Origin of the sequence: Citrobacter sp. Marseille-Q3906, from assembly GCF_916618775.1 — a bacterium.
GTDB lineage: Bacteria > Pseudomonadota > Gammaproteobacteria > Enterobacterales > Enterobacteriaceae > Citrobacter > Citrobacter murliniae.
On record NZ_CAKAKA010000002.1, the window covers coordinates 1,618,469 to 1,645,001 of the forward strand.

Annotated in this window: 25 protein-coding genes; 8 read left to right on the forward strand and 17 right to left on the reverse strand. The window is 51.3% G+C overall.

The features are described 5' to 3' along the window. Positions 1-195: 195 nt before the first annotated feature. The 6 genes from patD to LG384_RS11865 all read right to left on the reverse strand — a co-directional run bounded on the left by patD (position 196) and on the right by LG384_RS11865 (position 7,302). Positions 196-1,623: an aminobutyraldehyde dehydrogenase gene (patD, locus tag LG384_RS11840; protein ID WP_225760944.1), complete on the reverse strand. Its 1,428-nt coding sequence runs from the start codon at positions 1,621-1,623 to the stop codon at positions 196-198. 21 nt (positions 1,624-1,644) lie between these two features. Then, positions 1,645-2,451: an ABC transporter permease gene (locus tag LG384_RS11845; protein ID WP_045443109.1), complete on the reverse strand. Its 807-nt coding sequence runs from the start codon at positions 2,449-2,451 to the stop codon at positions 1,645-1,647. Beyond that, entirely contained in the window at positions 2,441-3,385 is a 945-nt protein-coding gene (locus tag LG384_RS11850; RefSeq protein WP_045443113.1) for an ABC transporter permease, read from the reverse strand. The genes LG384_RS11845 and LG384_RS11850 overlap by 11 nt, the downstream gene beginning before the upstream one ends. Next, positions 3,386-4,402, reverse strand: a complete 1,017-nt coding sequence (locus LG384_RS11855) for an ABC transporter ATP-binding protein (RefSeq protein ID WP_045443116.1) — start codon at positions 4,400-4,402, stop codon at positions 3,386-3,388. A 16-nt stretch (positions 4,403-4,418) separates the two neighbouring features. After that, positions 4,419-5,564, reverse strand: coding sequence for a putative ABC transporter substrate-binding protein YdcS (gene ydcS / locus LG384_RS11860; protein ID WP_045443119.1), 1,146 nt, complete (start codon positions 5,562-5,564; stop codon positions 4,419-4,421). A 328-nt stretch (positions 5,565-5,892) separates the two neighbouring features. Continuing rightward, positions 5,893-7,302, reverse strand: coding sequence for a PLP-dependent aminotransferase family protein (locus tag LG384_RS11865; RefSeq protein WP_045443122.1), 1,410 nt, complete (start codon positions 7,300-7,302; stop codon positions 5,893-5,895). Positions 7,303-7,469: 167 nt separating this feature from the next. Between LG384_RS11865 and LG384_RS11870 the strand changes: the two genes are divergently transcribed. The 4 genes from LG384_RS11870 to LG384_RS11885 all read left to right on the forward strand — a co-directional run bounded on the left by LG384_RS11870 (position 7,470) and on the right by LG384_RS11885 (position 10,427). Next, positions 7,470-8,873 carry a cytochrome ubiquinol oxidase subunit I gene (locus LG384_RS11870; protein WP_045443300.1) on the forward strand — a complete coding sequence of 468 codons (1,404 nt, stop codon included), beginning with the start codon at positions 7,470-7,472 and terminating at the stop codon, positions 8,871-8,873. Continuing rightward, entirely contained in the window at positions 8,873-9,883 is a 1,011-nt protein-coding gene (gene cydB / locus LG384_RS11875) for a cytochrome d ubiquinol oxidase subunit II (RefSeq protein WP_200010861.1), read from the forward strand. Before LG384_RS11870 ends, cydB begins: the two co-directional genes overlap by 1 nt. Continuing rightward, positions 9,883-10,008 (forward strand): DUF2474 domain-containing protein, encoded by a 126-nt coding sequence (locus LG384_RS11880; RefSeq protein WP_071828945.1) that lies wholly within the window; start codon positions 9,883-9,885, stop codon positions 10,006-10,008. The genes cydB and LG384_RS11880 overlap by 1 nt, the downstream gene beginning before the upstream one ends. 188 nt (positions 10,009-10,196) lie before the next feature. Next, complete coding sequence (locus LG384_RS11885; RefSeq protein ID WP_200042270.1) at positions 10,197-10,427, forward strand: DUF2554 family protein; 231 nt, start codon at positions 10,197-10,199, stop codon at positions 10,425-10,427. A 3-nt stretch (positions 10,428-10,430) separates the two neighbouring features. On the opposite strand, the gene rlhA is transcribed toward LG384_RS11885, so the two are convergent. Together rlhA and LG384_RS11895 are read right to left on the reverse strand one after the other, a co-directional pair. Then, on the reverse strand, positions 10,431-12,392 hold the full coding sequence (gene rlhA / locus LG384_RS11890; protein WP_225760945.1) for a 23S rRNA 5-hydroxycytidine C2501 synthase: 1,962 nt from the start codon (positions 12,390-12,392) through the stop codon (positions 10,431-10,433). A gap of 78 nt (positions 12,393-12,470) precedes the next feature. Beyond that, complete coding sequence (locus LG384_RS11895; protein WP_045443321.1) at positions 12,471-13,007, reverse strand: helix-turn-helix domain-containing protein; 537 nt, start codon at positions 13,005-13,007, stop codon at positions 12,471-12,473. 104 nt (positions 13,008-13,111) lie between these two features. Here LG384_RS11895 and LG384_RS11900 point away from each other — a divergent pair, with 104 nt between their 5' ends. Next, positions 13,112-14,278: a benzoate/H(+) symporter BenE family transporter gene (locus tag LG384_RS11900; protein WP_225760946.1), complete on the forward strand. Its 1,167-nt coding sequence runs from the start codon at positions 13,112-13,114 to the stop codon at positions 14,276-14,278. Here the strand turns inward: LG384_RS11900 and LG384_RS11905 are convergent. Further along, positions 14,261-15,130, reverse strand: a complete 870-nt coding sequence (locus tag LG384_RS11905) for a helix-turn-helix domain-containing protein (RefSeq protein WP_045443327.1) — start codon at positions 15,128-15,130, stop codon at positions 14,261-14,263. The genes LG384_RS11900 and LG384_RS11905 overlap by 18 nt on opposite strands. A 189-nt stretch (positions 15,131-15,319) precedes the next feature. Between LG384_RS11905 and LG384_RS11910 the strand changes: the two genes are divergently transcribed. After that, entirely contained in the window at positions 15,320-16,228 is a 909-nt protein-coding gene (locus tag LG384_RS11910; protein WP_045443329.1) for a DMT family transporter, read from the forward strand. A 41-nt stretch (positions 16,229-16,269) separates the two neighbouring features. Here LG384_RS11910 and LG384_RS11915 read toward each other — a convergent pair whose 3' ends face one another. From LG384_RS11915 to tehA, 3 genes are all read right to left on the reverse strand, one after another. Beyond that, complete coding sequence (locus LG384_RS11915) at positions 16,270-16,944, reverse strand: DUF3313 domain-containing protein (RefSeq protein ID WP_045443332.1); 675 nt, start codon at positions 16,942-16,944, stop codon at positions 16,270-16,272. A 159-nt stretch (positions 16,945-17,103) separates the two neighbouring features. Further along, entirely contained in the window at positions 17,104-17,700 is a 597-nt protein-coding gene (gene tehB, locus LG384_RS11920; protein ID WP_045443345.1) for a tellurite resistance methyltransferase TehB, read from the reverse strand. Beyond that, complete coding sequence (gene tehA, locus LG384_RS11925; protein WP_225760947.1) at positions 17,700-18,701, reverse strand: dicarboxylate transporter/tellurite-resistance protein TehA; 1,002 nt, start codon at positions 18,699-18,701, stop codon at positions 17,700-17,702. Before tehA ends, tehB begins: the two co-directional genes overlap by 1 nt. A gap of 114 nt (positions 18,702-18,815) precedes the next feature. Between tehA and ydcK the strand changes: the two genes are divergently transcribed. Then, positions 18,816-19,796: a YdcK family protein gene (gene ydcK / locus LG384_RS11930; protein WP_225760948.1), complete on the forward strand. Its 981-nt coding sequence runs from the start codon at positions 18,816-18,818 to the stop codon at positions 19,794-19,796. Here ydcK and rimL read toward each other — a convergent pair. Continuing rightward, positions 19,788-20,333, reverse strand: a complete 546-nt coding sequence (rimL, locus tag LG384_RS11935) for a 50S ribosomal protein L7/L12-serine acetyltransferase (protein ID WP_045443362.1) — start codon at positions 20,331-20,333, stop codon at positions 19,788-19,790. The two genes, ydcK and rimL, sit on opposite strands and share 9 nt — an antisense overlap. Positions 20,334-20,554: 221 nt before the next feature. On the opposite strand from rimL, the gene alr reads away from it, so the two are divergent. After that, positions 20,555-21,781: an alanine racemase gene (gene alr, locus LG384_RS11940; RefSeq protein ID WP_045443365.1), complete on the forward strand. Its 1,227-nt coding sequence runs from the start codon at positions 20,555-20,557 to the stop codon at positions 21,779-21,781. Between the two features lie 64 nt (positions 21,782-21,845). Here alr and LG384_RS11945 read toward each other — a convergent pair whose 3' ends face one another. From LG384_RS11945 to LG384_RS11960, 4 genes are all read right to left on the reverse strand, one after another. Beyond that, a complete protein-coding gene (locus LG384_RS11945; protein ID WP_045443368.1) occupies positions 21,846-22,070 on the reverse strand; it encodes a YdcH family protein in 225 nt (74 codons plus the stop codon). 166 nt (positions 22,071-22,236) lie between these two features. Continuing rightward, the gene (locus tag LG384_RS11950; RefSeq protein ID WP_225760949.1) at positions 22,237-23,892 is read right to left on the reverse strand and encodes a glucan biosynthesis protein D; all 1,656 of its coding nucleotides are present in this window, start codon (positions 23,890-23,892) and stop codon (positions 22,237-22,239) included. 193 nt (positions 23,893-24,085) lie between these two features. Further along, positions 24,086-25,429 (reverse strand): VOC family protein, encoded by a 1,344-nt coding sequence (locus LG384_RS11955; protein ID WP_225760950.1) that lies wholly within the window; start codon positions 25,427-25,429, stop codon positions 24,086-24,088. A 121-nt stretch (positions 25,430-25,550) separates the two neighbouring features. After that, positions 25,551-26,453: a manganese-dependent inorganic pyrophosphatase gene (locus LG384_RS11960; protein ID WP_225760951.1), complete on the reverse strand. Its 903-nt coding sequence runs from the start codon at positions 26,451-26,453 to the stop codon at positions 25,551-25,553. Between the last annotated feature and the right edge of the window lie 80 nt (positions 26,454-26,533).

Here is a 26,533-nt window from a genome sequence, read left to right on the forward strand (position 1 = left end):
TTCAGTAATGCATTTATGGGGGGAATTTGTGGTTCGGGAACAAGGTCCCGTTTAATGCGAAATTAGTCTGACCTCGCGGATAATTCCAACTTACCGCCGTCCAATGGCGACGAGGCCAGTGGCGCGCATAGTATAGAGACACGTTTGCCAATATTTAGCTATCCGTGCCTCTTTCACTGTTCGCGACTGAAGATTTTACTCGTGTTTGATCATCACATGCCGAACAACCGTGTAATCCTCCAGCCCGTAAACCGACATATCTTTGCCATAACCTGACTGTTTTTGTCCGCCATGCGGCATTTCACTCACCAGCGTGAAGTGGGTATTGACCCAGGTACAGCCATACTGCAGACGAGCACTTACCCGATGTGCGCGACCAACGTCCCGCGTCCAGACAGACGACGCCAGCCCGTACTTCGAATCGTTTGCCCACGCCAGCACCTGTTCTTCGTCATCAAAGACGGTCACGCTAACCACCGGGCCAAAGACTTCCCGTTGAACGATGGCATCTTCCTGCTTCGCCCCTGCCAGCAGCGTCGGAGCAAAATAATAGCCACCTCCCTCCACTTTTTTACCGCCAGTGATGACTTTGATGTGGCCAAGTGCTTTGGCCTCTTCTACTGCTTTTGCCACGCGCTCAAGGTGTGCTTTTGAACTTAATGGCCCCAGTTCTGTTGATTCATCATCCGGCGCCCCGGTTTTCAGGCTGGCGACAGCCGCGCCCAGTTTTTCAACCAGCGCATCATAAATCCCCTTTTGTGCATAGATGCGGCAAGCCGCAGTGCAATCCTGTCCGGCGTTGTAATAACCAAACGTTCGCACACCATTAACGACCGCATCCAGATCGGCATCATCAAAAATAATGACTGGCGCTTTTCCACCCAGTTCCATATGCGTGCGCTTAATCGTAGGCGCGGTATGTTGAATGATGTGCTCCCCGGTCACAATGGAGCCCGTCAACGAAACCATACGCACTTTTTCATGTCCGGTCAGCGGATCGCCCACCGTTGCGCCTCTGCCGAACAGGACGTTAATGACACCTGCCGGGAAGATATCTTTCGCGTATTCCGCCAGTTTCAGCGCCGTAAGTGGCGTAATTTCTGAAGGTTTGATTACCACGCAGTTACCTGCCGCCAGCGCCGGTGCCAGTTTCCATGCAGCCATCATCAGCGGATAGTTCCATGGGGCAATAGATGCCACCACCCCGAGCGGATCTCGGCGGATCATTGACGTATGCCCTTCCAGATACTCCCCGGCAGCCGACCCGTGCAAGGTACGAGCAGCCCCGGCAAAAAAGCGGAAAACATCCACGATGGCTGGAATTTCATCATTGAGCACACAGTGCAACGGCTTGCCGCAGTTGAGAGACTCCAGCTCAGCAAATGTTCGGGCATTGTTTGCGATGGTATCCGCCAGTTTAAGCAGGAGCTCCGATCGCACTTTCGGCGTGGTTTGTCCCCATGCCGTAAACGCATGGTCCGCAGCGCGAACGGCGGCATCAACCTGCGCAGCCGACGCCTCCGCAATTTCCAGGATAAGCTCTCCGGTCGCAGGGTTGTAAACTGGCTGCTTTTCACCTTCACCGCCGACCAGCTCACCGTTAATCAGTAATAAATGTTGCATAGCAATTTCCCATATTGTCGTTTATTTACCGTTTCCGGCGAGAGTTTCGCCTTCACGCGTTAGCCACCAGGCCCCTAAAATTGGCAGTGTTGTAACCAGCATGACCAGCAATGCCACAACGTTGGTGACAGGAACATCGCGTGGACGTCCCAATTGATTAAGCAGCCATAAAGGAAGCGTTCTTTCATGTCCGGCGGTGAACGTTGTCACGATGATTTCATCAAACGACAAAGCAAACGCCAGCATGCCACCCGCCAACAGTGCCGACGCTAAATTCGGCAATACGACATAGCGGAAGGTCTGCCAGCCGTTGGCACCCAGATCCATCGATGCTTCAACCAGACTCCATGAAGTGCGGCGAAAGCGCGCCACGACGTTGTTAAAAACCACCACCACACAAAACGTCGCATGTCCCACAACGATCGTCAGGAACCCCGGTTCCAGATTGATGGTTTTAAACGCACTCAGCAGCGCCAGGCCAGTAATAATGCCCGGCAATGCAATCGGCAAAAGCAACAACAGCGATATTGCGCTCTTGCCAAAAAAGTCCCTGCGCCACAGTGCAGCCGCTGCTAACGTTCCCAGGATCAGGGCAATAGCTGTCGACAGCGCAGCAATTTTAAGTGACAACGTCACTGATTCAAGGATGTCGCTGCGCTGCGCCGCAACGCTAAACCAACGAAGCGTTAACCCCTGGGGTGGAAAACTAAAAGCAGCCTCCTCGGTATTAAAAGCATAGGTGGCAATAATGAGGATGGGAAAGTGCAGAAAAATCACGCCTCCCCATGCAGCCAGTTTGAGTAAAAAAGGTGCGCGTTCAGAGTGCATCAAAAGCTCCCAGACGCTTCACGAACGCCAGATACAGTGCAATTAAGACAATCGGCACCAGGGTGAATGCCGCCGCCATTGGCATATTGCCGATAGCCCCTTGTTGCGAATAGACCATGTTGCCGATGAAGTACCCCGGTGGTCCCACCAGTTGAGGAACAATAAAGTCCCCCAGCGTCAGCGAGAAGGTAAAGATCGAGCCGGCCGCAATACCCGGAATCGCCAGCGGAAGCACCACATAACGGAAGGTTTGGCGCGGACGAGCCCCCAGATCAGCCGAAGCCTGAAGTAACGATGGCGGTAACCGCTCCAGCGCAGCCTGTACCGGCAAAATCATAAACGGAAGCCAGATATAGACAAAAACCAGAAAACGCCCTAATCCCGACGTCGACAGTGTGTTACCCCCGATAGCTGGCAACGTCAGAAAAGCCGTCAGCACTGGCTCCAGCCCAAGATGAGTTAAAAACCACTGCGCCACACCATCTTTTGCCAGCAGCAGCGTCCACGCATAGGCTTTGACGATATAACTAGCCCACATTGGCAGCATCACCGCGATGTAAAAAAAGGCCTTCATCTTGCCGCTGGTGTAACGCGCCATATACCACGCCATCGGAAACGCCAGAATAGCGCTGGCAATAGTGACAGCTACTGCCATCGTCAGCGTTCGCAAAATGATGTCGTAATTTGCCGGATTAAACAGCGCCTGTAGATTGGCCAGCGTCAGATCTGGCGTAACTGACATGGTAAAATCGTCGAAGGTATAAAAACCCTGCCACAATAGCGTCAGTAATGAGCCAAAGTAGACGATTCCGAACCACATCAACGGTCCGAGCAGCAGCAAAAACAACCCAAAGCCCGGATTACGCCAGAAAAAACCCGTTATCCTGCTCAGGTTTGTCGACTGCACAGGTGAATGTAAGACATTCATAGCCATTCACCTCTCCTCAACCAGCGGTACCATCACGTCACGCGACCACGATGCCATCACCTGTTGGCCCGGTGACAGCGTTGCTGGCAGCGTTTCCCCTGTCAGGTTTGCCTGACTGACCAGTAATTTTTCACCGCCAGCGAGTTTTAGCTCAAACCGTGTCGCTGCCCCCTGATACTGCACCGCCTGGATAATCCCCCGAGCCTGAACCTCGCCGCCGGAATCATTTAATCGAATGTGTTCCGGGCGCAGTGAATACATGCCCTGCAGCCCACAAACATTCGCCGACATCGCCGCATCGAAGACATTTGATGTCCCCACGAAACTCGCCACAAAAGGTGTGCGTGGGCGCATATAGAGTTCACGCGGCGAATCCACCTGCTCAATACGACCGTTATTAAACACCGCTACACGATCGGACATCGACAGCGCTTCTCCCTGATCGTGCGTGACAAAAATGAAGGTAATACCAAGAGACTGCTGTAGTTTTTTCAGTTCCAGTTGCATCTGTTCACGCAACTTGAGATCCAGCGCGCCGAGCGGCTCATCCAGTAGCAGAACGCGCGGTTCATTAACCAGCGCACGGGCGATGGCCACACGCTGACGCTGCCCACCGGAAAGCTGTGACGGTTTACGTTCATAAACGAAGCCGAGCGCCACCTTTTCCAGCGCCTCACGGGCCTGAGCATGGCGCTGTTTTTTATCAATACCTTTGACCATCAGCCCGTAGGCCACGTTGTCGAGGATCGACATGTGCGGGAACAACGCATAGTCCTGGAAAACGGTATTGACATCCCGTTCCCAGGGCGGCAAATCGCTGGCCTGTTTACCAAAAATTTTAATTGCGCCGCCAGAGAGCTGTTCGAAGCCAGCTATCAGACGCAGACAGGTGGTTTTGCCGGAGCCGGATGGCCCCAGCATAGAAAAAAATTCACCATCATTAATCGCAATACTGACCCCATCGACTGCACGAACATCCCCGTAAAGTCGTGAGACATTGTCAAATTCCACTGCGTACGTCATAAAACCCCCAGCGGAATTAGCGACCGCCCATAATGGCTATGTAATCCTGCGTCCAGCGACTGTACGGAACAAATTTCCCACCTTCTGCGATGGGCGTTTTCCAGAAAGCGATTTTGTCGAAAAAGCTATACCCATTGGTTTCACAGCCTTTTTCACCCAGAAGTGGGCTGGCTTTACATCCTTCCGGCACAACAGGCAGAGAACCAAACCAGGCGGCAACATCGCCCTGTACTTTCGGCGTTAACGACCAGTTCATCCATTTGTACGCACAAACCGGGTGTTTCGCTTCGCTGTGCAGCATAGTGGTGTCAGCCCAGCCGGTAACGCCCTCTTTTGGAAATACGGTCGCGATCGGCTGGCCTTCACCTTTCAGGGCGTTAGCCTGATACGGCCAGGCGCTGGAAGCCACGACACCTTCGTTTTTGAAATCACTCATTTGCACGGTGGTGTCATGCCAGTAGCGGTGGATCAATGCATGCTGATCGCTCAGAACCTTAATGACCGCCTGATACTGTTTTTCAGTGAGTTGATACGGGTCGCTGATGCCCAGTTGTGGCTGAGTGGCTTTAACGAACAGCGCGGCATCTGCAATATAAATTGGACCGTCGTAAGCCTGTACGCGCCCTTTATTGCTTTTCCCGTCAGGAAGGTTTTGTTCCACAAACACCACGTTCCAGCTATCCGGCGGTGTCGGGAAGGTTTTGGTGTTGTACATCAGCAGGTTTGGCCCCCACTGATATGGCGTGCCATAGACTTTCCCACCAACGTTAAACCACTCACCTTTTACGACGCGCGGATCGATAGTTTTCCAGTTAGGGATAAGCGCTGTGTTAATAGGTTGAACGCGTTTCCCCATAATCAAACGCAGTGAAGCATCACCTGAAGCCGTTACCAGGTCATAACCGCCTTTTGCCATCAGGCTGACCATTTCGTCTGAAGTGGCCGCTGTTTTCACATTGACCGCACAACCGGTGTCCTTCTCAAACTGTGAGACCCAGTCATATTGTTTATCGGTTTGTCCACGTTCGATATAACCCGGCCAGGCAATAATATCCAGGCGGCCTTCCGGTTTATCTAATGATGTGGGGGGTTCGGCTGCATGGGCTGTCATCAGCGTCATACTGAGGGCACACAGACTACTGAGGGCAAATTGCTTGCTCATAACATCTTACTCCTGTCGAAAAATATTGAGCGGCAGCCTTGCCGTAAATATATGTCCTTTCCTAAAAATAGTCGGGGTGTCGTAAGCGTTCCTGCTGGCGCAAGGAAATTTAATCAGGTTGTGAGCTAACGCTCATTACGCCGCGGGCTCTGGCAGGATGACTAAATCTTCTGGAGTATAGACAAGGAGTTAGATGCGCAGGGGGTAATACCAATAACTATTGATATTTTGTATGGTGGCAACCGATATAAATAACTTTGTGGCCTGGTATTCGTTATTTCGAAAATAAGAACGCACTATTCTTTTATATTGAATAGCGCGTTCGGTATTATTTCATCATCTCGCGAATTAATTTCCCGAGCAATTTCACTGCCTGCTCCTCGCGCTCTCCCCAGTTCCATGCGGTATTGAAGCGAAAGAAACGTGTCCAGGTCCCCGATGTTGAGAACATTTTACCTGGCGCAATACTAATATGGTGGGCCAGCGCCTGAGTACTGAGTTCCCCCGCATCGAGTGGCTCGGGCAGTTCCAGCCACAGAAAATAGCCGCTGTCGTTATGGTGAATTTTGACTTCCGCCGGAAGATGACGAAGCAGCGTTTGCCAGGCCTGCTGTTTGCGTTCTGCCAGTTGACGGCGTAACCGACGCAGATGCGCGTCATAACGCCGCGTGGACAGGTAATCCACCAGTGCAAGCTGCATTGGAGAACTGGTTGATAAGGTACTCATCAACTGGAGTCGCTGAATGCGGCGGGCATGTTTTCCTGCGGCAACCCAGCCAACACGAAATCCTGGCACCAGGCATTTCGAAAACGAAGAACAATGCAGCACTCTGTCGCCGTGATCCCAGGCCTTTGCGGGCAACGGTTTTTCACGGCCAAAGTAAAGCTCGCTATAAACGTCATCTTCAATCAGCATGACGTTATATTTTTCCAGCAATGCAATCAGACTGGCTTTTTTCTGTGCGCTGAGCGTAAAGCCAAGCGGGTTTTGACTGTTGGTCATCAACCAGCAGGCTTTTACCGGATACTCCTGTAATGCCAGTTCCAATGCAACAAGGTCGATGCCTTCCTTTACATCAGTGGCCACAGAAAGCGCCTTCAGACGCAGTCGTTCCAGGGCCTGCAACGCACCGTAAAAACAGGGGTTTTCGACAATAACCCAATCACCCGGTTCAGTCACCGCCTGCAAACTCAGGTTGAGGGCTTCAAGCGCACCTGCGGTAATCACAATCTCATCGGGCGAAATAGTGATCCCCTGCTGAGCATAACGCCGTGCGATAGCGTGACGCAGTTCAGCATTACCTGGTGGCAGGTTTTCGATAACGCTCATGGCTGTGGCTGTTTTGCTTACCTGCGCCAGCGAACGGTTAAGCTGCTGCAAGGGAAATAAGCGGGGATCGGGGAATGCGGAAGCAAATGGCATAACAGATGCATCCCTACTGGCCTGCAACATGTCAAAAATATAGGTATTGATATCCACGGCTTCATCACGCATGACCTGCACTTGCGGTATTGAAACCTCACGCTCGGGACGTGCAGCAACATAGTAACCCGACTGCGGTCGGGCAATGATCCGTCCCTGGCTTTCCAGTAGCTGGTAAGCGTGTCCGACGGTCATAAAACTCATTCCGCTGCTTACCACTTGCTCACGCAAGGATGGCAGGCGATCGCCTGGCTGCCATACGCCAGACGCAATTTGATCGCGAATTTGTTCCGCCAGCCGCTGATACTTTTTCATTTTTCGTCCTGATATCCGGTGTCGGTGATAACCACGATGTATATCAGTTTACATAATCAACTTATTTTTTATAACTGTTATGGTTAAAAAGAACAGTTCTGTTTCTGCCCCCCGCTGTTCCCCAGGCTTAGAATTGCGCTAAATCAATTTTTCCTGCGGAGTTAAGCATGTTCGGTCTTGACGCGTTTCACCTGGCGAGGATCCAGTTCGCGTTTACGGTGTCCTTTCACATTATCTTTCCGGCTATAACTATCGGACTTGCCAGCTATCTGGCGGTACTCGAAGGTCTTTGGCTGAAGACGAAAAATCCGACCTGGCGGTCGCTGTATCATTTCTGGTCTAAAATATTTGCCGTTAACTTTGGCATGGGTGTCGTATCGGGTCTGGTCATGGCTTACCAGTTTGGTACCAACTGGAGCGGCTTTTCTGAGTTCGCTGGCAGTATCACCGGGCCATTACTGACCTACGAAGTGTTAACCGCATTCTTCCTGGAAGCGGGTTTCCTTGGTGTCATGCTGTTTGGCTGGAACAGAGTGGGACCCGGCCTGCACTTCTTTGCCACCTGTATGGTCGCGCTGGGGACCATTATCTCTACCTTCTGGATCCTGGCATCAAACAGCTGGATGCAAACGCCGCAGGGCTACGAAATTGTCAATGGACAGGTAGTGCCAGTGGACTGGTTTGCCGTCATTTTCAATCCTTCATTCCCTTATCGACTGCTACATATGTCCGTCGCAGCATTCCTCAGCAGCGCCCTGTTTGTCGCCGCGTCAGCTGCCTGGCATTTATTACGCGGTAATAACACCCCGGCTATTCGGGCCATGTTCTCCATGGCGCTGTGGATGACATTGATCGTCGCCCCACTCCAGGCGCTGATTGGTGACATGCACGGACTGAATACCCTTAAGCATCAGCCCGCGAAAATTGCAGCCATTGAAGGACACTGGGAAAACCCGCCAGGCGAACCGACTCCACTGCTGCTGTTCGGATGGCCTGACATGGAGCAGGAACGTACCCGTTACGGGTTGGCTATCCCGGCACTGGGAAGCCTGATCCTTACGCATAGTCTGGACAAACAGGTTCCGGCGTTAAAAGAGTTTCCGAAAGAAGATCGCCCTAACTCCACCATGGTGTTCTGGTCGTTTCGTATTATGGCAGGCTTAGGCATGCTGATGATCCTGCTGGGCGCATTCGCGCTCTGGCTACGCTACAGACAGCGTTTATACACTTCGCGTCCCTTCCTGAGATTCGCGCTGTGGATGGGACCTTCAGGTCTGATTGCAATTCTTGCAGGTTGGGTCACCACCGAAGTGGGACGTCAGCCGTGGGTAGTTTATGGGCTACAACGTACAGCGGATGCGGTTTCCGCGCATGGCGATCTGCATATGAGCATCAGTTTGCTGGCCTTCTTTGTGGTTTACAGCTCGGTCTTCGGTGTGGGTTACAGCTATATGATCCGCCTGATCCGCAAAGGGCCTCAGGAAGATCCGCCGACCATCCCGCCATCAGGCACTCCTGCACGGCCGCTTTCAGCTGCGGTCCTCGATTCGCAACCTGAGGTGCTCCGCTAATGGGTATTGATTTATCAGTTATTTGGTTTGTTATCATCGTGTTCGCCACGCTGATGTATATCGTGATGGACGGTTTTGATCTCGGGATCGGCATTTTATTCCCCGCCATTCAGGATGCCGACGATCGGGACGTGATGGTCAACAGCGTGGCACCGGTATGGGACGGGAATGAAACCTGGCTGGTACTCGGTGGCGCAGGCTTGTTCGGCGCTTTTCCGCTGGCCTATGCCGTGATTGTCGATGCGCTGACCATTCCGTTAACGCTGATGCTCATAGGGTTGATTTTTCGTGGCGTCGCCTTTGAATTCCGTTTCAAGGCTACACCGGCTCACCGACCATTCTGGGATAAAGCCTTTCTGTGCGGCTCAATCCTCGCGACCTTCACCCAGGGCGTTGTTGTTGGTGCTGTTCTCAACGGTTTTTCAGTCACCGGACGCAGCTACAGCGGTGGAGCATTCGACTGGCTGACACCTTTCACGCTGTTTTGCGGAGTCGGGCTGGTTGTCGCATATGCTCTGCTCGGAGCAACATGGTTGGTTATGAAAAGCGAAAACCCGTTGCAGGATAAAATGCGCAACGTGGCAAAAAAACTGCTGCTCACACTGCTGGTCGTGATTGCCATTATCAGCCTCTGGACGCCACTGGCACACAGCGCCATTTACGAGCGCTGGTTTAGCCTGCCGAATCTGTGGTTCCTGATGCCAGTACCGGTACTGGTTGCGCTTATCAGTCTGTGGATCTGGCGCACATTGGGCCAGCAAAGCTGCCATGCAGTGCCTTTTGTGCTGACACTCGGCTTGATTTTTCTGGGTTTCAGCGGGTTGGGGATCAGTATCTGGCCGCATATTATTCCACCGTCAATTACCCTCTGGCAGGCTGCGGCACCAGCGCAGAGTCAGGGCTTCATGTTAGTTGGTGCACTGCTGATTATCCCCATAATCCTCGTTTACACCTTCTGGAGCTATTACGTTTTTCGCGGCAAAGTTCAACATGGTGAGGGGTATCATTGATGCAGCAATCGATCTGGAAACGCCTGATGTGGCTGGTGATCCTCTGGGGAGGAAGTGTGCTGGCGCTCGCTGGCGTTGGCATGTTCTTCCGTCTGTTGATGACGGCGGCAGGTTTTAAGTCCTAGGACACTGCGATTCAAGCCGGGTTGTGCTCGCACTTCCCGGAAACTCAAAATTCAAACGATTATTAAACAACTCAGTAATAATTGCCGAGTTTGCGAAACAGATGTTGCCTTTGGTACGAATAAATATTGAAATAGTCACCAGGCGAAATTATCGCCATTTCTGTTTATTACGTACCAGAGGCTGCATGATGTTTAAGAAAGGGTTAACGGTGTTATTGCTGGCCAGCGCGCTTTTCTCCGGCCAGCTTTTCGCTACTAATCAGGGACATGAATATCTTCAGGTACAGGATGCCGATCATTTATTACGCCACTCAGCCGACAGCGATGAGTTACGTGTGACGGCGGAAGAGTCCGCCGCCGATCTACGTGAGCATCATCACTGGCTAAAATCACGCAAGCCCGATACACATTTAAGTTAATGCTTAGCCTTTACGCTTTGGCAGCGTTTTCATCAGATCTTCCGGGCTGACAGAAGCTACAACGCTACCCGGCAACGGCATTTTCAGAATGTGATGCTTAATCTTGCCGATAACGTGCATTTCGCACGGTCGGCAATCAAATTTTAGCGTCAGCACTTCATCACCATTGACCAGTTGCATTGGGGTCGCTTTCCAGCTTTTGATATTTCCTTTTGCCTGTTTCGGGCACAGATTGAAGGCAAAACGCAGGCAGTGCTTGGTGATCATTACCGGGACGTCACCTTTTTCTTCATGTGCCTCATAAGCGGCATCAATCAACTGGACACCATAACGGTGATAAAACTCACGCGCTTTATGGTTATAAACGTTCGCCAGAAAACTCAGATGCGTTTGTGGATACACCGGTGCCGGTTCGGAAACAGGTTTACGGCAGCCACGCTGATAACTGGCCAGACGAGCGGCATCCAGCATATCTACAGCTTCGCGCCGGAACTGATTGAGTTGCCCGTTCGGTACGAACAGCGCCCCCGGCAAATTGACCTGAATATCGCGGGCGTAATAGAGCGTTTGCCCCAGTTTTGCCAGGCCATCCTGCAAGTTACTCAACGCTTTTTCCGCATTGTTAGCCTCTTCAAACAGGCCGTCCAACGTATGGGTAATACTCACGCCCTCTTCACTGGTGAGCGTCAGGATCAACTGCTCCTGCCAGCCGCCCAGCTCAATATCTACCGCCACCCGGCGTTCGCTGGACGTCTTGGTTAACGCTTGTTGCCAGTTATGATCGAGATTGCGGTTCAGCGGATGGTGCGGGCGAACTTTGTGCAGATCGGCAGGCATGTCATTCGGCCAGACCCGATAACGGTTGTGTCCCGTTTTTTCCACCGTATTAGCCCGAAACCCTACCACATCACGTTTAATTAACACGTTCAGGCCATCGCCGTTCGCCAGCGGTTCCGTCACCTCAACATCAAGATGGTCTTTCGCAACTTTCAGCACTTCTCCGACGGGCAGACCTATAAATTTCGGTGAGTCGAAAGCACCGATATCCCCTTTCCGGGCGTTAACAAAATAATCGGTGCTGCCACGGTGGAAAGTTTTTTCCGTGGAGGGAGTAAAGAAATGCTCAGTTCGCCCCGCAGAAGCCCGGGCCAGATCGCCCCGCTCTTCGATTATCGCATCCAGCATCTGCCGATAATGTGCTGTAATGTTTTTCACATAGCTCATATCTTTGTAGCGACCTTCAATTTTGAAGGACCGCACACCCGCATCAATCAACGCGCCGAGATTGGCGGTTTGATCGTTATCTTTCATCGACAACAGATGTTTTTCATATGACACCACGCGGCCCTGATCGTCTTTCAGGGTATATGGCAAGCGACAGGCCTGAGAGCAATCCCCACGGTTAGCACTGCGGCCAGTCTGGGCATGGGGGATATAGCACTGACCGGAATACGCCACGCACAGCGCACCATGAATAAAAAACTCAATGGTAGCGTCTGTGGACTGATGAATAGCGCTAATTTGTTCAAGGCTTAATTCCCGCGCCAGTACAATCTGGGTGAATCCGACGTCAGAGAGAAATTTCGCCTTCTCTACACTACGGATATCGCACTGGGTACTGGCATGCAGTTCAATAGGGGGAATATCCAGTTCCAGTATCCCCATATCCTGCACAATTAACGCGTCAACGCCGGTTTGATACAGATCGGTAATTAACCGCTGCGCGGGTTCCAGCTCATCATCATGCAGGATCGTATTCAGCGTCACAAAAATTTTCGCCCCATAACGATGGGCAAAAGGCACCAGTTCAGCGATATCTTTCAGGCTGTTGCTGGCATTATGACGCGCCCCAAAACCGGGACCGCCAATGTATACGGCATCTGCGCCGTGTAAAATGGCTTCGCGCGCAATCGCGGTATCACGGGCCGGGCTTAACAGTTCAAGGCGATGAGGTTGCTGACGCATACAGTTGTTACCATCCAATAGCGGCAAAATGGCGGCTATTGTAGTCAGAAGCGCAACGTTTCGGAATAGTTTTCCCGATTAACTGCGCGGGTAATGGATGAGTGAATGAAAGTGAACCGTCTGTTCACTGCTGTTACGATAACTGTGCGCAGTATCTCCGGCAAAACGCACCCCCTCACCGGCTTTTAATGTTCGCCATGCCCCCTCAATGTACATATCGAGCAGGCCATTAATCACTACGACATGCTCAATGACGCCAGTCTCATGTGGGGTAGATTCACTCAGCGCCCCCGGAGCCAATAGGATCGAAAAATGGTCAAAGCAAAGTTGTGGATCCCACGGGAAAAGCGGTGTCACCACCATTGCCTGTTGTTCGGGATCGAATGTGGTCGTGCCGTCGGATTCTGGCGGTGAAATAAAGGTTGAAAATGGGACGTTCAGCCCAGTCGCGATTTTCCACAATGTCGCCACCGTGGGGCTGGATTCATTACGTTCAATCTGCCCCAGCATTGCCTTTGAAACGCCTGTCTCCTCGGCCAGGCGAGAAAGGCTCCATTCTCGCTGGTGGCGCAATGTTCTGAGCGTAGTGGCCAGATATTGAGTTAAATTGTCCATTTATTCCTCCCTTAATCCCCTTCTGCAAAACAATAGCTTACCACTTGTACGCTATAACGCACAGTGATACAGTGACTGACCGTTATAACGCACACGGAGTCTTTATGCGCGCGCTTTCAATACCTTTACCCACCGTCTTATCCGGTTTCGTTGCCGTTCTGGTCGGCTACGCCAGCTCGGCGGCTATTATCTGGCAAGCGGCAATGTCTGCGGGTGCGACAAGCGCGCAAATCGCGGGCTGGATGACTGCCCTTGGGCTCGCGATGGGCGTTAGCACGCTGGTACTGACACTATGGTATCGCGCTCCGGTATTGACTGCCTGGTCAACACCAGGCGCGGCACTGCTGGTCACCGGTCTGCAAGGCTTAACAATTCAGGACGCGATCGGCGTTTTTATTGTCGCTAATGCGCTAATTGTGCTGTGCGGCGTAACCGGGCTGTTCGCCCGTCTGATGAAAATTATCCCACACTCTCTGGCGTCGGCTATGCTGGCCGGGATCCTGCTACGTTTTGGATTGCAGGCATTCGCCAGTCTCAATAGTGAATGGGTTCTGTGCGGCAGTATGCTGCTGGCGTGGCTGGTCTTAAAAGTCCTGGCCCCACGTTATGCGGTTATCGCCGCGATGCTGGTGGGTATCGTCATTGCTCTGATTAAAGGTGACATTGTCACAAATAGTGTAAGCCTGTCGCCGGTAGTACCTGAGTTTATTGCTCCTCATTTTTCCTTTGCCTACAGCATCAGCGTTGCGATACCGCTATTTCTGGTGACGATGGCATCGCAAAATGCTCCTGGTATCGCCACCATGAAGGCTTCCGGCTACCCATTGCCTGTTTCACCGCTGATTGTTTTCACCGGCCTGCTGGCACTGTTGTTTTCCCCTTTTGGTGTCTATTCCATTTGTATAGCCGCCATCACCGCTGCGATTTGCCAAAGTCCCGAAGCACACCCTGACGCACAGCGACGCTGGTTAGCCGCTGCCGCTGCTGGCGTATTCTATTTGCTGGCGGGGATATTTGGCGGTTCAGTCAGTGGCTTAATGACAGCCCTGCCCGTTAGCTGGATCCAGATGCTGGCTGGTCTGGCGCTGTTGGGGACCATTGGCGGCAGTCTGTACCAGGCATTACATAATGAAACGGAACGGGATGCCGCCATCGTCACTTTTCTGGTTACCGCCAGTGGGTTAACGCTATTGGGGATTGGCTCTGCATTCTGGGGATTAGTAGCCGGCGGGTTGTGCTATGCGGTGCTGAAATTAGCGCGCCGCGCGTAACTGCGATGGCGTCTTACCCGTCACCTGTTTAAACCGGTTACTGAAATGGCTTGCCGAACTGAATCCACATGCCATCGCAATATCCGACAAACTGCGTGAAGAATAGCAGACCAGTTGTTGCGCCAGCGTCATTCGACGCTGCATAACGTACTGGTGCGGTGCCATGTTCATTGACTGACGAAACATTCTGGCAAAGTGAAAATCACTTAACGCCGCTTCGCCTGCCAGATCGCTCAGGGTTATCGGGTAAGCAAGATGTGCCTCAATATAGGCCAGTACGTTTCGCAATGTGACGGGGGCAAGACCTCCCGTGACCGCCGGTGCCCGCCATTGTACATTGCTGTAATGCTGGATCAGGTGCGTTAATAAAAGCGAGGATGCAGCGCTGAGCGTGAGATGATTGGCGGGTTGCTGCCAGTCATTTCCGAGCAAAAACTGGCGGTAAACTGCGGTGATCCCGGGGTCGCTACCAAATGTATGCTCATCCAGTGTGAAACTATATGGACTTTTGTCCCAGACTTTCTCACCCACTTCACGTAAATGTGCGTCCGTACAGTAGAGATGAACAAACGACAGGGCATCACGGATGTCCCAACTCGACTCGCTCTCTTTCGGCATCAGACAGAAACGGTCCGGGCCGCCACCGTTCTTCCAGCCCCCCGCCGTCTTGTGATAGCTCTCGTAGCCATCGGCGACATACAAACTGAGCGTATGGTGATCGCAATATTGTGTGATGGTGTCGCGTTTGTTCGACCAGGCCGCCAGTTGGATCCCTGAATGTAACGCAACCGATTCATGCAACACGGCATTATGTTTGCGTAAGTTTTCAAAGGCATCGTAGGGCTGAGACATACCATCACATTCAAAAGAAGTTAGCAGGCTTTTCAGTCTATCTCAGCTATATGTCGTTAACAGCCTCCTTTTCACGCTTGCGGCAAAAAAAGCGCAAGATTATGCAAGTCCCGCGCAAACAGATGAAAGCCCCCTGACTGATGTCATGACACAGTGTATTTCTGAATAAAAAAAGAGAGAGGGAGTCGTATGAACGCACTGTTGTACTGTCTGGTCGTGGTGATATGGGGAACCACATGGATTGCAATTTACCTGCAGCAAGGTCCGGTTCCTGCGCCCGTCTCCATCTTCTGGCGTTTTGCCGTCGCCAGCGTAGTGATGATATTGCTCCTGCTGATGAGTGGCAGACTACGCAAGCTTTCCGGTCGCGATCATCTGTTTTGTCTGTTGCAGGGAGGATGCGTGTTTTGCTTCAACTTCTGGTGTTTTTACACCGCTGCTGCCTGGATCAATACAGGGCTGGAATCGGTTATTTTCTCCATGGCAGTGCTGTTCAATGCGATAAATAGCTTCGTATTTTTTGGTCAAAAACCGCCGGTACGCTTCTATATTGCAGCCGCTCTGGGGTTAACGGGTATCGTCACGCTGTTCTGGCAAGATTTGGTCAACAGCGGGTTTAATCATTCACTGTTGTTGGGAATTGGCTTAAGTGCTCTGGGGACCTTTGGTTTCTCACTGGGCAATATGATCAGCATGCGCCATCAGAAAAAAGGGCTCGAGATCCTGACCACCAACAGTTGGGCAATGCTGTATGGCACATTATTGATTGCGGCGATTGCTGTGGTGCGTGGCGATAACTTCACGCCGCAGTGGACTTTCAGCTATCTCAGCGCACTGTTGTATCTGGCGATTTTTGGTTCAGTGATTGCCTTCGGCGCCTATTTCACGCTGGTCGGACGCATTGGTCCCAGTAAGGCAGCATACAGCACATTGCTTTTCCCATTGGTGGCGCTCACGCTGTCTACATTGTATGAGGGGTATGTCTGGCAGCTCAATGCGATTGCCGGGTTAGTGCTGATTTTACTGGGGAATCTGGTGATGTTTGCACGACCTGAGGCTCTGGTTGGTAAGTTATTTTACCGTCGCCGTACGGCATAGAAAAAGGCACCATCTGCTTGTTGCAGATGGTGCGTTCATCATTATTTTTTGTTGCTGTTCACGTCAAACATTGAGGCGTCTGTCGCCATGTCATCAACAACTTTTTTCAACGTTTCGAACGCCATCGGCGTGCTTTCGTTGTTCAGGTCTTTACCTTCACCCTGACGTACAACTCTAATCACTGGTTTATTGGTCGCCGCATCGATCAACTCACCCTCGAAATAGAGGTGAGTATCCATTGTGCGGTGCCCTGTTACCATTTGAGTACCTGCTACGACCAGCGCAACCGGGACCACTTCATAGAATTGCAGCCCTTCTTTGCTGGTTGCTACACCTGTGATCGCCCCACGGAAAATCAGGCTACGCGGACCTGGAGTCGTAACCAGAGGTTTACGTTTAGCAATAGCGGTCTTCATTTGAGTGTTGGTATAGGTCAGCAACTTATCAAGAACCTGCTGACCTACCTGTGTGGTCGGCTTAGGAATCGGATAATACGTTATCGGGTTATAAACGATATTGTCGTATTTGGATTCATTGAAGTTTGGGTCAACCCAACGGAGCACCGGTTGTCCGGTTGCTGATTTAGTTTCCTTCAGGCCAGAATAATCTTTTAAAAACCCAGAGTATTTATCCGGCTGCGTCACTTTTGACGCACAGCCAGATAACGCCAACAAACCGGTAAGCACTGCAACTTTAAATAAAGTTTGAGTACGCATGAAACGATCCCTTTAGTTTTCGCAATGATGCATAAAAAAGGATAGCAAAACGGATTCATTTTGGATGTACTAAAAATGGTAAGCGTCACACATTTTTATTTCTGCGGTCAGCACGATAAAAAAATGCCGCCCGCAGAGAGAGTTATCTTACCAGGAGGGTCAGGCCGTCTTACGCGCCAGCATTGTCGCAAAGCGCAGTTTAATGCGATTGCCGTTTTCATCTGTGCGGTGAAGTTCACCCACATCTTCGTTATATTTCAGCAGATCCCAACCATTGTAATAACGGCGTAATTCACCTTCTTTAAACGCAAACGGGAAACCGACGGTGCAAGGGAAATCATCAGTGTCCATTGCTGCGACGATCAGGTTATATCCGCCAGGTTTAGTACAACGCTGCATATTTTCGATAAGCCCTGGGATTGTTTTCGCTTCCAGGAACATCATCACAACGGTAGAAAGAATAAAGTCGTATTCGCCGTCAAAGCTCAGCGCATTAAGATCCACAACCTTCGCTTGCAGATTGTTCAACCCTTCAGCAGCCTTGATGCGCTCCAGATTAGCAATACTCATGGGATTTTTATCCCATGCGGTAACGTCGTAGCCGTTTGCCGCCAGGTAGAGGCTGTTGCGACCATTGCCGCAGCCCAGATCTAACGTTTTGCCTGGCGCAACAATTTTTGCCGCTTCGACAACATCGGAATGCGTGCGGGTTAAATCATATTTTTCCGTAAAGTAGTTTTCGTCGCAAAGGGTCATTATTTATCCTCAGATTTCAGTAATGCAGCACGCTCCGTGCGGATGAGCAGTTTTCCCTGCATCAGCAATACAAACGTACGTACCAGTAATAGTGCAATGATAAAATTGGTAAAAATAAACAGAGGGATCGCCAGAGTATGAAAAAAACCAGACTCACTGCTGTGCCCTAAATGCAGCCCCGTCGTCGCCAGCGCTGACACGCCGAACGAGAAACTCCAGAAAGAGGCATTAAATGGCTGGGACAAATACCACGGCATCAGGCGTAACATGAAAAGAAGCTGCAGCAGGCCATAGCCAAATAACATTTTGGCCAACGTATCGCCTTCACCGCCATTGACGCTGAGCCAGGCACTACAGGCGACCAGTGCAGGCGCCAGTTGAATACCCAGTGAAGTGCGTAATACAGCAGGTAGTTCGCCTGAACTGCGTAGACGTTGCAGGATAACAGGTTCAAGGCTTAACCATGAGAAGACGCCTGCCCCCAAAAATACCAATCCGGCATCGTTGAAACCCAACGCACCGCAGGCCATGGCGCTGATAAAGTTATTGGCCACGGTCGGTAAATATAACCCCGGCGTTGTTGCTTCCTCTGGATGCGAACCTCTCCAAAGCCCTGCCGTTTGCCAGGCTGCGTACAATAACTGAATCACCACGCCGATACTGAACAATCCCACGGCTAATGGACGATACCAGGGGACAAAGCCAATTGCGACCAGCATCGTTGTGGCAGGGAAAAGACTGACAAAGCTGCTCATCACCGGATGGCGAATTTCTGCCAGCACACTGTGCGGGAATCGCACCAGGCGGGTAAGAAATGCCAGCGTCAACAGACCCCAAATAATCATCGCGAGGATCACCAGACCATCGCCGACCCAGTGGCCGACCGACCATATCTGGCTGGCATATCGCCACGCAAACCCCATACCTATGATGCCCAGTACCATCCCAAAATAACCGGCCGGAAGATTGAGGATCCGATCACTCTTTTTGTTGTTACTCATTTTGTTTATTTTTTAAAGTATATTTGAAATGCATTTTATGGAATTTCTGGCGGTTTAGCCAGCGTGGAAAACTTTGCTACGTTTAACTAAAGTGCGCAACATGGAAATGAGGCTATGACTAAATACTGCCTAAGTGATGAGCCACGCTCCTTCAGTTATCAGGATAATGGCAACAAAAAAAGTGTATTGCTACGCCAGATTATCGCCCTTATTGACTTTAATGACGTTAAAGCCGGGACGCGAGGCGGCTGGATTGACGATGAAAACGTACTGGCGCAGAGCGGCAATTGCTGGATTTACGATGAAAATGCGCTGGCGTTCTCCGGTGCGGCGATCTCAGGAAATGCCCGTATTACGCAGGAAAGCATTATCAGAGATGGCGTACAGATTGGTGATGAAGTCTGGATCGATCGCGCTGAGATAAGCCACGGCGCACAAATACGTGACAACGTCACAGTTAAAGATTCTCTCGTTCAGGGAGAGTGTCTGCTGTCCGGCGATGCATGCATTGAGTGTCACTGTGAAATTATCGCGGCCAAAGGATTAACCCGTGAAAGCGACCAGATTCTGCAAATCTACGACCGCGCTACCCTCAGCAATTCTCGTGTTGTACATCAGGCGCAGATCTATGGCGAAGCCAGTGTCAGCTACGCGTTTATTGAACACCGTGCTGAAGTGTTTGAATTTGCGCTTATAAAAGGCAATGAGGAAAATAATGTCTGGATTTGCGATTGTGCGAAAGTGTACGGACACGCCCGCATACTAGCCGGAGTTGATGAAGATGCTATTCCGACGTTGCGCTACAGCTCACAAGTGGCAGAGCACGCATTGGTTGAGGGTAACTGCGTTCTGAAACACCACGTGCTGGTCGGCGGTCATGCCGAACTACGTGGTGGCCCGATCCTGCTCGATGACAACATTCTTATTGAAGGTCATGTCCGCATCCGGGGAGAAGTGCTCATTGAACATCGCGTTGAAATTAACGGGCAGGCCCACGTCGAGGCGTTTGATGGTGATGCTATTCATCTGCGCGGGCCTAAGGTTATCAACGGCGAACAGCGTATTACGCGCACGCCCCTGGCTGGCTTACTCTGAGGCGTTGTCGATGATTCGGGCATAGAGATTAACATCATGGTACACACCATTAAGAAACTCGGCCTGTTTCATACAACCTTCCAGCGAGAAGCCGTTACGTTGCGCCACCCTATTGCTCTCGGGGTTATTCACCCGGCATTTAATGGTAAAACGTCGGATCTCTCCACGTTGTGCATAGTGATGAATAAAGGCCTGTAACGCCCGGGACATAATACCCTGCCCCTGATGAGCTTCATCCAGCCAGTAACCGATATAAGCGGCTTTGTTCAGCGGTTCTACCTGATTAAACGAGATAACGCCCACCACATCTTCATGCTCAAAAATAAGGAACATTTTGGCGTAGCCGCGTTGATGTAACATCATGTTCCCCTGCACGTTCTTACGCGTGTCCTCCTCAGAACCAACAAACTGCGGCCAGTTCAGCGACTGCTGGAGCCATGCCTTATTTTTAACCACCAGTTGATGTAATGGCGTAACATGTTGTTCTTCTACTGCACGCAGTTCCAGCGTTTCACTGACGCTAATAATTTCCGGCATGTATATCTCCTTTGCGATCGTTAAAGGGGCATTTCTGACTGGCACCAGCTGATATTAATCTGATTACCACCTTGAATAACACTTTTTTATGCTGTTACAGCAATCACTTAGAGACAATATACCGCGCATAACCCGCTACTCTATTTCTTCGGGCATCTCCCCGCCGAGGGGGAGCCGTAATGATGACAACAACACCTCTACTATTTTGCTAAGGAGCAAGCATGGCAGCACCTTTGGGCCGTTTAGCACTGATCCCGCTGTTACTGATTACCGCCTGTCACCAGCCCGCCACTGATACACAGGCGAGCCCCGTTCCCTATGCGGTAAGTAAGCAACTGGTCGTGGATAATACCACTCTGGAAATTTCTCGTAGCGCGCTGGAATATAACGTTCACAAAGTTCAGCAACTGCTGGGTGATAAAACCCGCATGTGCGCCATCCTGAAAGGAGATGCTTACGGGCATGACCTCTCGTTAGTGACCCCAATAATGATGCAAAATGGTGTTCAATGTATAGGCGTCGCGAGCAATGAGGAAATCAGCACCGTCCGCCAGTCAGGATTTAAATCGCAGCTCATGCGCGTTCGAAACGCAACAGAAAAAGAGATGCGGCAGGCGGCAGATTTTGATACCGAAGAGTTGATAGGCAACCTGGATATGGCTAAGCGCCTGAGTGCCATTGCCCGGGAGAAAGGAAAAACCATCCGTATTCATCTGGCACTGAACTCTGGCGGTATGTCACGCAATGGTCTGGAAGTCAGTACGGCGGCGGGACTGGAAGAGGCTCGCGCAATTTCAGCCTTACCGGGCCTGAAAATTGTTGGGCTCATGTCGCATTTCCCGGAAGAAGATGCTGCGGTGGTTAAACGCGATCTGGCCCGTTTCAACTCACAATCCGCACAGGTCCTCAAAATCACCGGGCTTAAGCGCGAAGAGGTCACGTTGCATGTCGCTAATACCTTCGCCACGCTGACTGTTCCCGAGTCGTGGTTGGATATGGTGCGTGTCGGCGGAATTTTTTATGGCGATACCATCGCCAGCACTGAATATAAACGTGTGATGACCTTTAAATCTGCAATTGCTTCAGTCAACCATTACCCGAAAGGAAATACCGTTGGGTATGACCGAACGTATACCCTCAAACGCAATTCCGTGCTCGCCAATATCCCGGCGGGTTATGCAGATGGTTACCGCCGCGTATTCAGTAACGCAGGACATGTTCTGATCCGCGGCCAGCGGGTACCTGTGTTAGGCAAAACCTCGATGAATACGCTGATTGTCGATGTGACCGATCTGCCACAGGTTGCTTCAGGTGATGAAGTGGTGTTATTTGGCAAACAAGGGAATGCGCAGGTTAGCGCTGAGGAAGTTGAAGAAATTAGCGGCGCGCTGTTCACTGAAATGTCGATTCTCTGGGGTGCGACAAACAAACGCGTACTTGTCGACTAAGCCCCAAACAGGAAGGGCTTCCCATTCTTGCGGAAAGCCCTTTTACACAGCGGAGCAGCTCTATTTAGCCCTCACTGACACTCTCTTTTTGCAAAATTTTGAGCAGGTCTTCCTTCAAGTGGAGTTTCTGTTTCTTCAGGCGAACAATATCCAAACTGTATCCCCGACCATCCGAACCTTCCAGTCTGGAAATTTCATGATCAAGGCTGTTGTGTTTTTCGAATAAAGACAGAAAGCGAGGGTTCTCGGTTTTCAGTCGGGAAATAAGGTCTCTGTATTCTGGAAACATACTTTCTCCCTGTTAGTGGTCAAGAACGTGTACAACAAATACACATCCTCAGCTTACCTGGTTAAACCAGGGAAAAATGAGAACAGGATCGAGTAAATAGTGAACAGACGGTTTTGGGAGAGATGACAGATATGGCTCCCCATCAGGAGAGCCACTGGGCACGCAATTAGCGCATTTCGCGGTCGTCAACGTACTGACGTTTATCCGCAGCAGGCGGGAAATACTGATACAGCCAGGTTTCGCTGATAGCATCCCCCTGACAACGCAGGAACATACGCATGTCTACCGGGTCGGTTGAGTCAGATGTCGGATACCAGTCAAACTGAATGCGATAGCCATCAATTGGCTCAACGTAGAGGATCTCAATTTGTTTTGCTTCCCCACTGGAGAGCGTAATGACCGGTTCAATCCCCTTCGGTGCAGCGGCTTTCAGATCTCCACCAACGAAATCAATGGCAAAACGACGCGCCCATTTTTCCGGGTAATGTTCGCCCGGCGCCCATCCTTCCGGGAATCCACCCATACCGGTGCGGGTAGCCAGTACGCGCGCCAGCGGTGAGCGCACAGGTGGTTGAGCACTCCAGTAAAGACGATATTTGAACTCCAGATCGTCACCAGCTTTGATCGATTTATCCGGCTGCCAGAAACAGACAACGTTATCCAGCGTTTCACCCGTGGTCGGGATCTCCATGAGTCCAATGGTGCCCTTACCCCACTGGTTGCGCGGTTCTACCCACAGGCTCGGGCGCTTATTGTACCAACCCATGATGTCCTGATAGTGTGAAAAATCACGATCAAGTTGCAGCAGCCCGAACCCTCTCGGGTTGTTATCGGTGTAGGCATTGAACTGCAACTTTTGCGGGTTATTCAGTGGACGGCAGATCCACTCGCCATTGCCCCGCCACATCGCCAGACGATCGGAGTCATGAATTTGTGGGTGAATGGTGTCGCACATCCGACGTTCATTATTGCCGCAGCTAAACATACTGGTCATCGGCGCAATACCGAGTTGCTTGATGTCTTTACGGGCATAGATGTGATTCTGCACATCCATGATCACCTGTGTCTTCTCACAGTGGATCACGAACTTAAACGCACCGGTCACGCTTGGGCTATCAAGCAGAGCATAAACGGTAAATGAGGTTGCTCCCGGTTTAACCGTTTCGAACCAGAAAGCGGTGAAGTCAGGAAACTCTTCTTTGGTGTCGGTATAAGTATCGACCGCCAGACCGCGCGCCGACAAACCGTACTGATAGGTGTCATCCACAGCGCGGAAATAGCTGGCGCCCAGGAAAGAGACCACGTCGCGACGGGCCAGTTCTGGTGCTTTAAACACGCGGAAGCCCGCGAAGCCAAGGTCAGTTTGCCCTTCCAGCTGTTTAGTATCGACACCCGCATCATTGTATTTGAACAGCTCAGGGCGGAAGTGAATTTCACGCGCCATATGTGTACTGCCATCGACCGAGAACATGCGTACACGGCGACGGAAGCCCATTCCTACATGGAAGAACTGCGCGTCGAGCTGACGATTTTCAACGTTATTCCACAGAGACTGCTCTGCGTCATATTGAATGCTGTTGTAAGCCTGAGGCGTCAGTTTAGCCAGCGTGTCAGGTAATGCACGCGGTGCGCCACCCCACGTTTTTTGCGCTAAATCATGAGCCATCGACTGCAGAACGGAAAAATCGAAACGTACGGTTTTTCCGTCTGCAATGTCAGTTTCTGCCGCATAAGCGGCGCGGGAGAAGAGTGATGCAATACCACTGGTTCCGCACACGGCGGCCATTGCCATTGAACCTTTAATAAATCGTCTACGATTCATGCCTGAAAGTGAGTCCTTCTGGTCGTGTAAATGGTCCCGCGCCGGTCTTAATCAGCGGCAAGAGAGTGCAGATTTCTGACCGCTCACTCTAGACAAAATTCATTAATAATCCAATTGTTGGTCGCCGATTATCTGTACAAAATCGAAAATATTTTATGTCGATGAGAACAGACTGAAACCCGTGTAAATCCCATCAGAGCAAACCACATCGCCGTTTGCTTCGTTCTTCTGCCTCCCGATATAGCGCAAACTCATCGTAAACTGCGCAACCAAGCGCCTGCTCAAACGCATCCCGACTGGCGTTGCCGTGCGTACGCGCTTGTGTTTCATTGCCCAGATTAGACTGGAATATTCCCGCAGCGCTGACTGGTAAAAAATCCTCGTAAGTAATAGGTTGGGCCACCAACCAGCCACGCTCGATCAGTGGCTGAGGATCGTCCTCTGGTCGAATTGCCTGACGATGCGCCTCACCCGATGGCGTTAATCGATAGCGGAACCAGGCCAGCCCCTGCTGCCGCAGTAGAAATTCGCTGTCAGGGAAAGCCTTGAACACTTCCTGAAGATGTAACTGATGCGTCAGGTTATCTTTCCCCGTTCCCGCTTTATTCAGGAGTTCGTCATACAACTGCCTGCCTTTTGGCGTCAGCGCTACGCCACGTTGTTCGATCTCACCAAAGCGCGCCGTGTGGGTCCCGCGCATTTCCCCGGCAAACAGCACCGCTTCCTCCAGCGCTTTGAAGCTGGTCTGGCGCAGCAAAATGGGCACATCACGACGCGGAGGTCCTTCGATGAGAATTTTCGGTTCAATACCGCATTCCGGCATCATCGATTGTACGCGGTCAATATCTAACGTACGCGGCGTCAGGTGATTTATGTGGCAACCGGGGAAACACACCACGTCGGCGATCAGCCGGTGTTCGTTATGCAGCGCGTGATAGGTCTCTTCGTCAACCGTGGCATGCTGATGCCAACGGAATGTTTCCAGTGCTTCATGCACAAACTCCCGTGCCTGTGCTGGCGTGAAAGCACCCTGGGCATCAAATTCATCCAGAAGTTCGTGACAACGGCGAGTAAAAATATCGCGCTTCGCGAGGATCTCTGCAGCCCTTTGACGCAACGCTACATTTTCGATTAATTCGAGCCGTAATAATGAAGTAAATACCCGAAACGGATTGCGCGAAAGAGATGCGTCGTCAATGGGGCGAAACGCTGTGGAATGAACGGGAACGCCGGCCTGAGAGAGATCGTAATAGCTAACGGGATACATGCCCATAATGGCAAACATTCGCCGCAGCGTGGAGAGTTCCTGTGCCGTCCCCACCCGAATAGCGCCATGGCGCTCGACGTTAAGTCGCGCTAACTCATCCGCATTCGCCAGTTTTTCATGTAGCGTTGGATTATTTTCCAGAACAGCCAGATTCACATCAGCGACAAGTTCCAGCAACGTGCCATACTGCGGGACTTCCTGCTGGTACATTACTGACATTGCCTGCGAAAATTGTTCCCGAATCTCATCTGCCGTGATGGTGTTCGCCATAATGTCATGCCTCCAGTGAATATTACCTGGAGTGTAGAGAACGCCAGTCAGTCCGGTGGGAAGAATTTACAAAGTGTGATCCCGCATAAATTCCCCCACCCACATCGACGATTAACGGAACTTACTGACGCGGTTTTAAGTGTTTTTCCAGCCACGGTAGCATCTGTTTTTTACGGCTTAACATCCCTTCCACCTTGCAGGGTTGCGGCACATCTGAAAGTTCGGTTCCAGCAAACCACAGACTGGTATCGCCCAGATTAATATCGGTCAGCATCAGAACGACCAGTGCGGCATGATTTTCCTCTGCGTAGCGAACCATTTCCTGGCGAAGCTCGTCCAGCACTGCGTCAACCTGGTCTAGTGAATACAGCTCGAGTTGCGCCACACAGACCTGATGCCCATGAATTTTGAACGTTTTAATATCTTTATTGAGAAGTTGCCGGGCACTCATCCCTTCCACGCTGGTTTTGGCAGACAGCAGATCACGGCTGAACGCCTCCAGATCAATCCCCGCCTTATGAGTAAGAGCCTCCACTGCCAGACGATCGTCGGGCGTAGTCGTTGGTGAACGCAGCGTGACAGTGTCACTCAGCACTGCACCTAGCAGCAAAATAGCCTCTGCAGGAGAAAGTTGACTACGTACATCATCCGCCATCAACTGCCACAACAGCGTCGCGCTACTGCCTACGGGCTTCACCCAGACTTCCGGCGGTAAACGAGTGATTAATCCACCGAGACGGTGATGGTCGATGATCCCGACAACATTACTCTCAGGAAGCGAATCTGGCCCCTGCGCGGGTTCAGTAAAATCGACCAGCCAGACATCCTGATCGGTCAGAGGAAAGGTCAACAGTTCTGGCAGCGCCAGTCCTGCATGCTTAAAAATAAATTGCGTTTCACGGTTAGCTTCCCCCGCTCGCCATGCCGTTGCCTGCTGACCGCGTAAAGTGAGCCAGCGAGCGGTCATTGTAGCGGTGCAAATTGCATCGCTATCGGGGTTAAGGTGCCCTATTACATGTATCATTAATCAGTGCCTTGTGATGAGGAATGTCGTGGAAACGAATGACAGGCAAAGTATAACGACTGGTAACGCCCCCTACCATA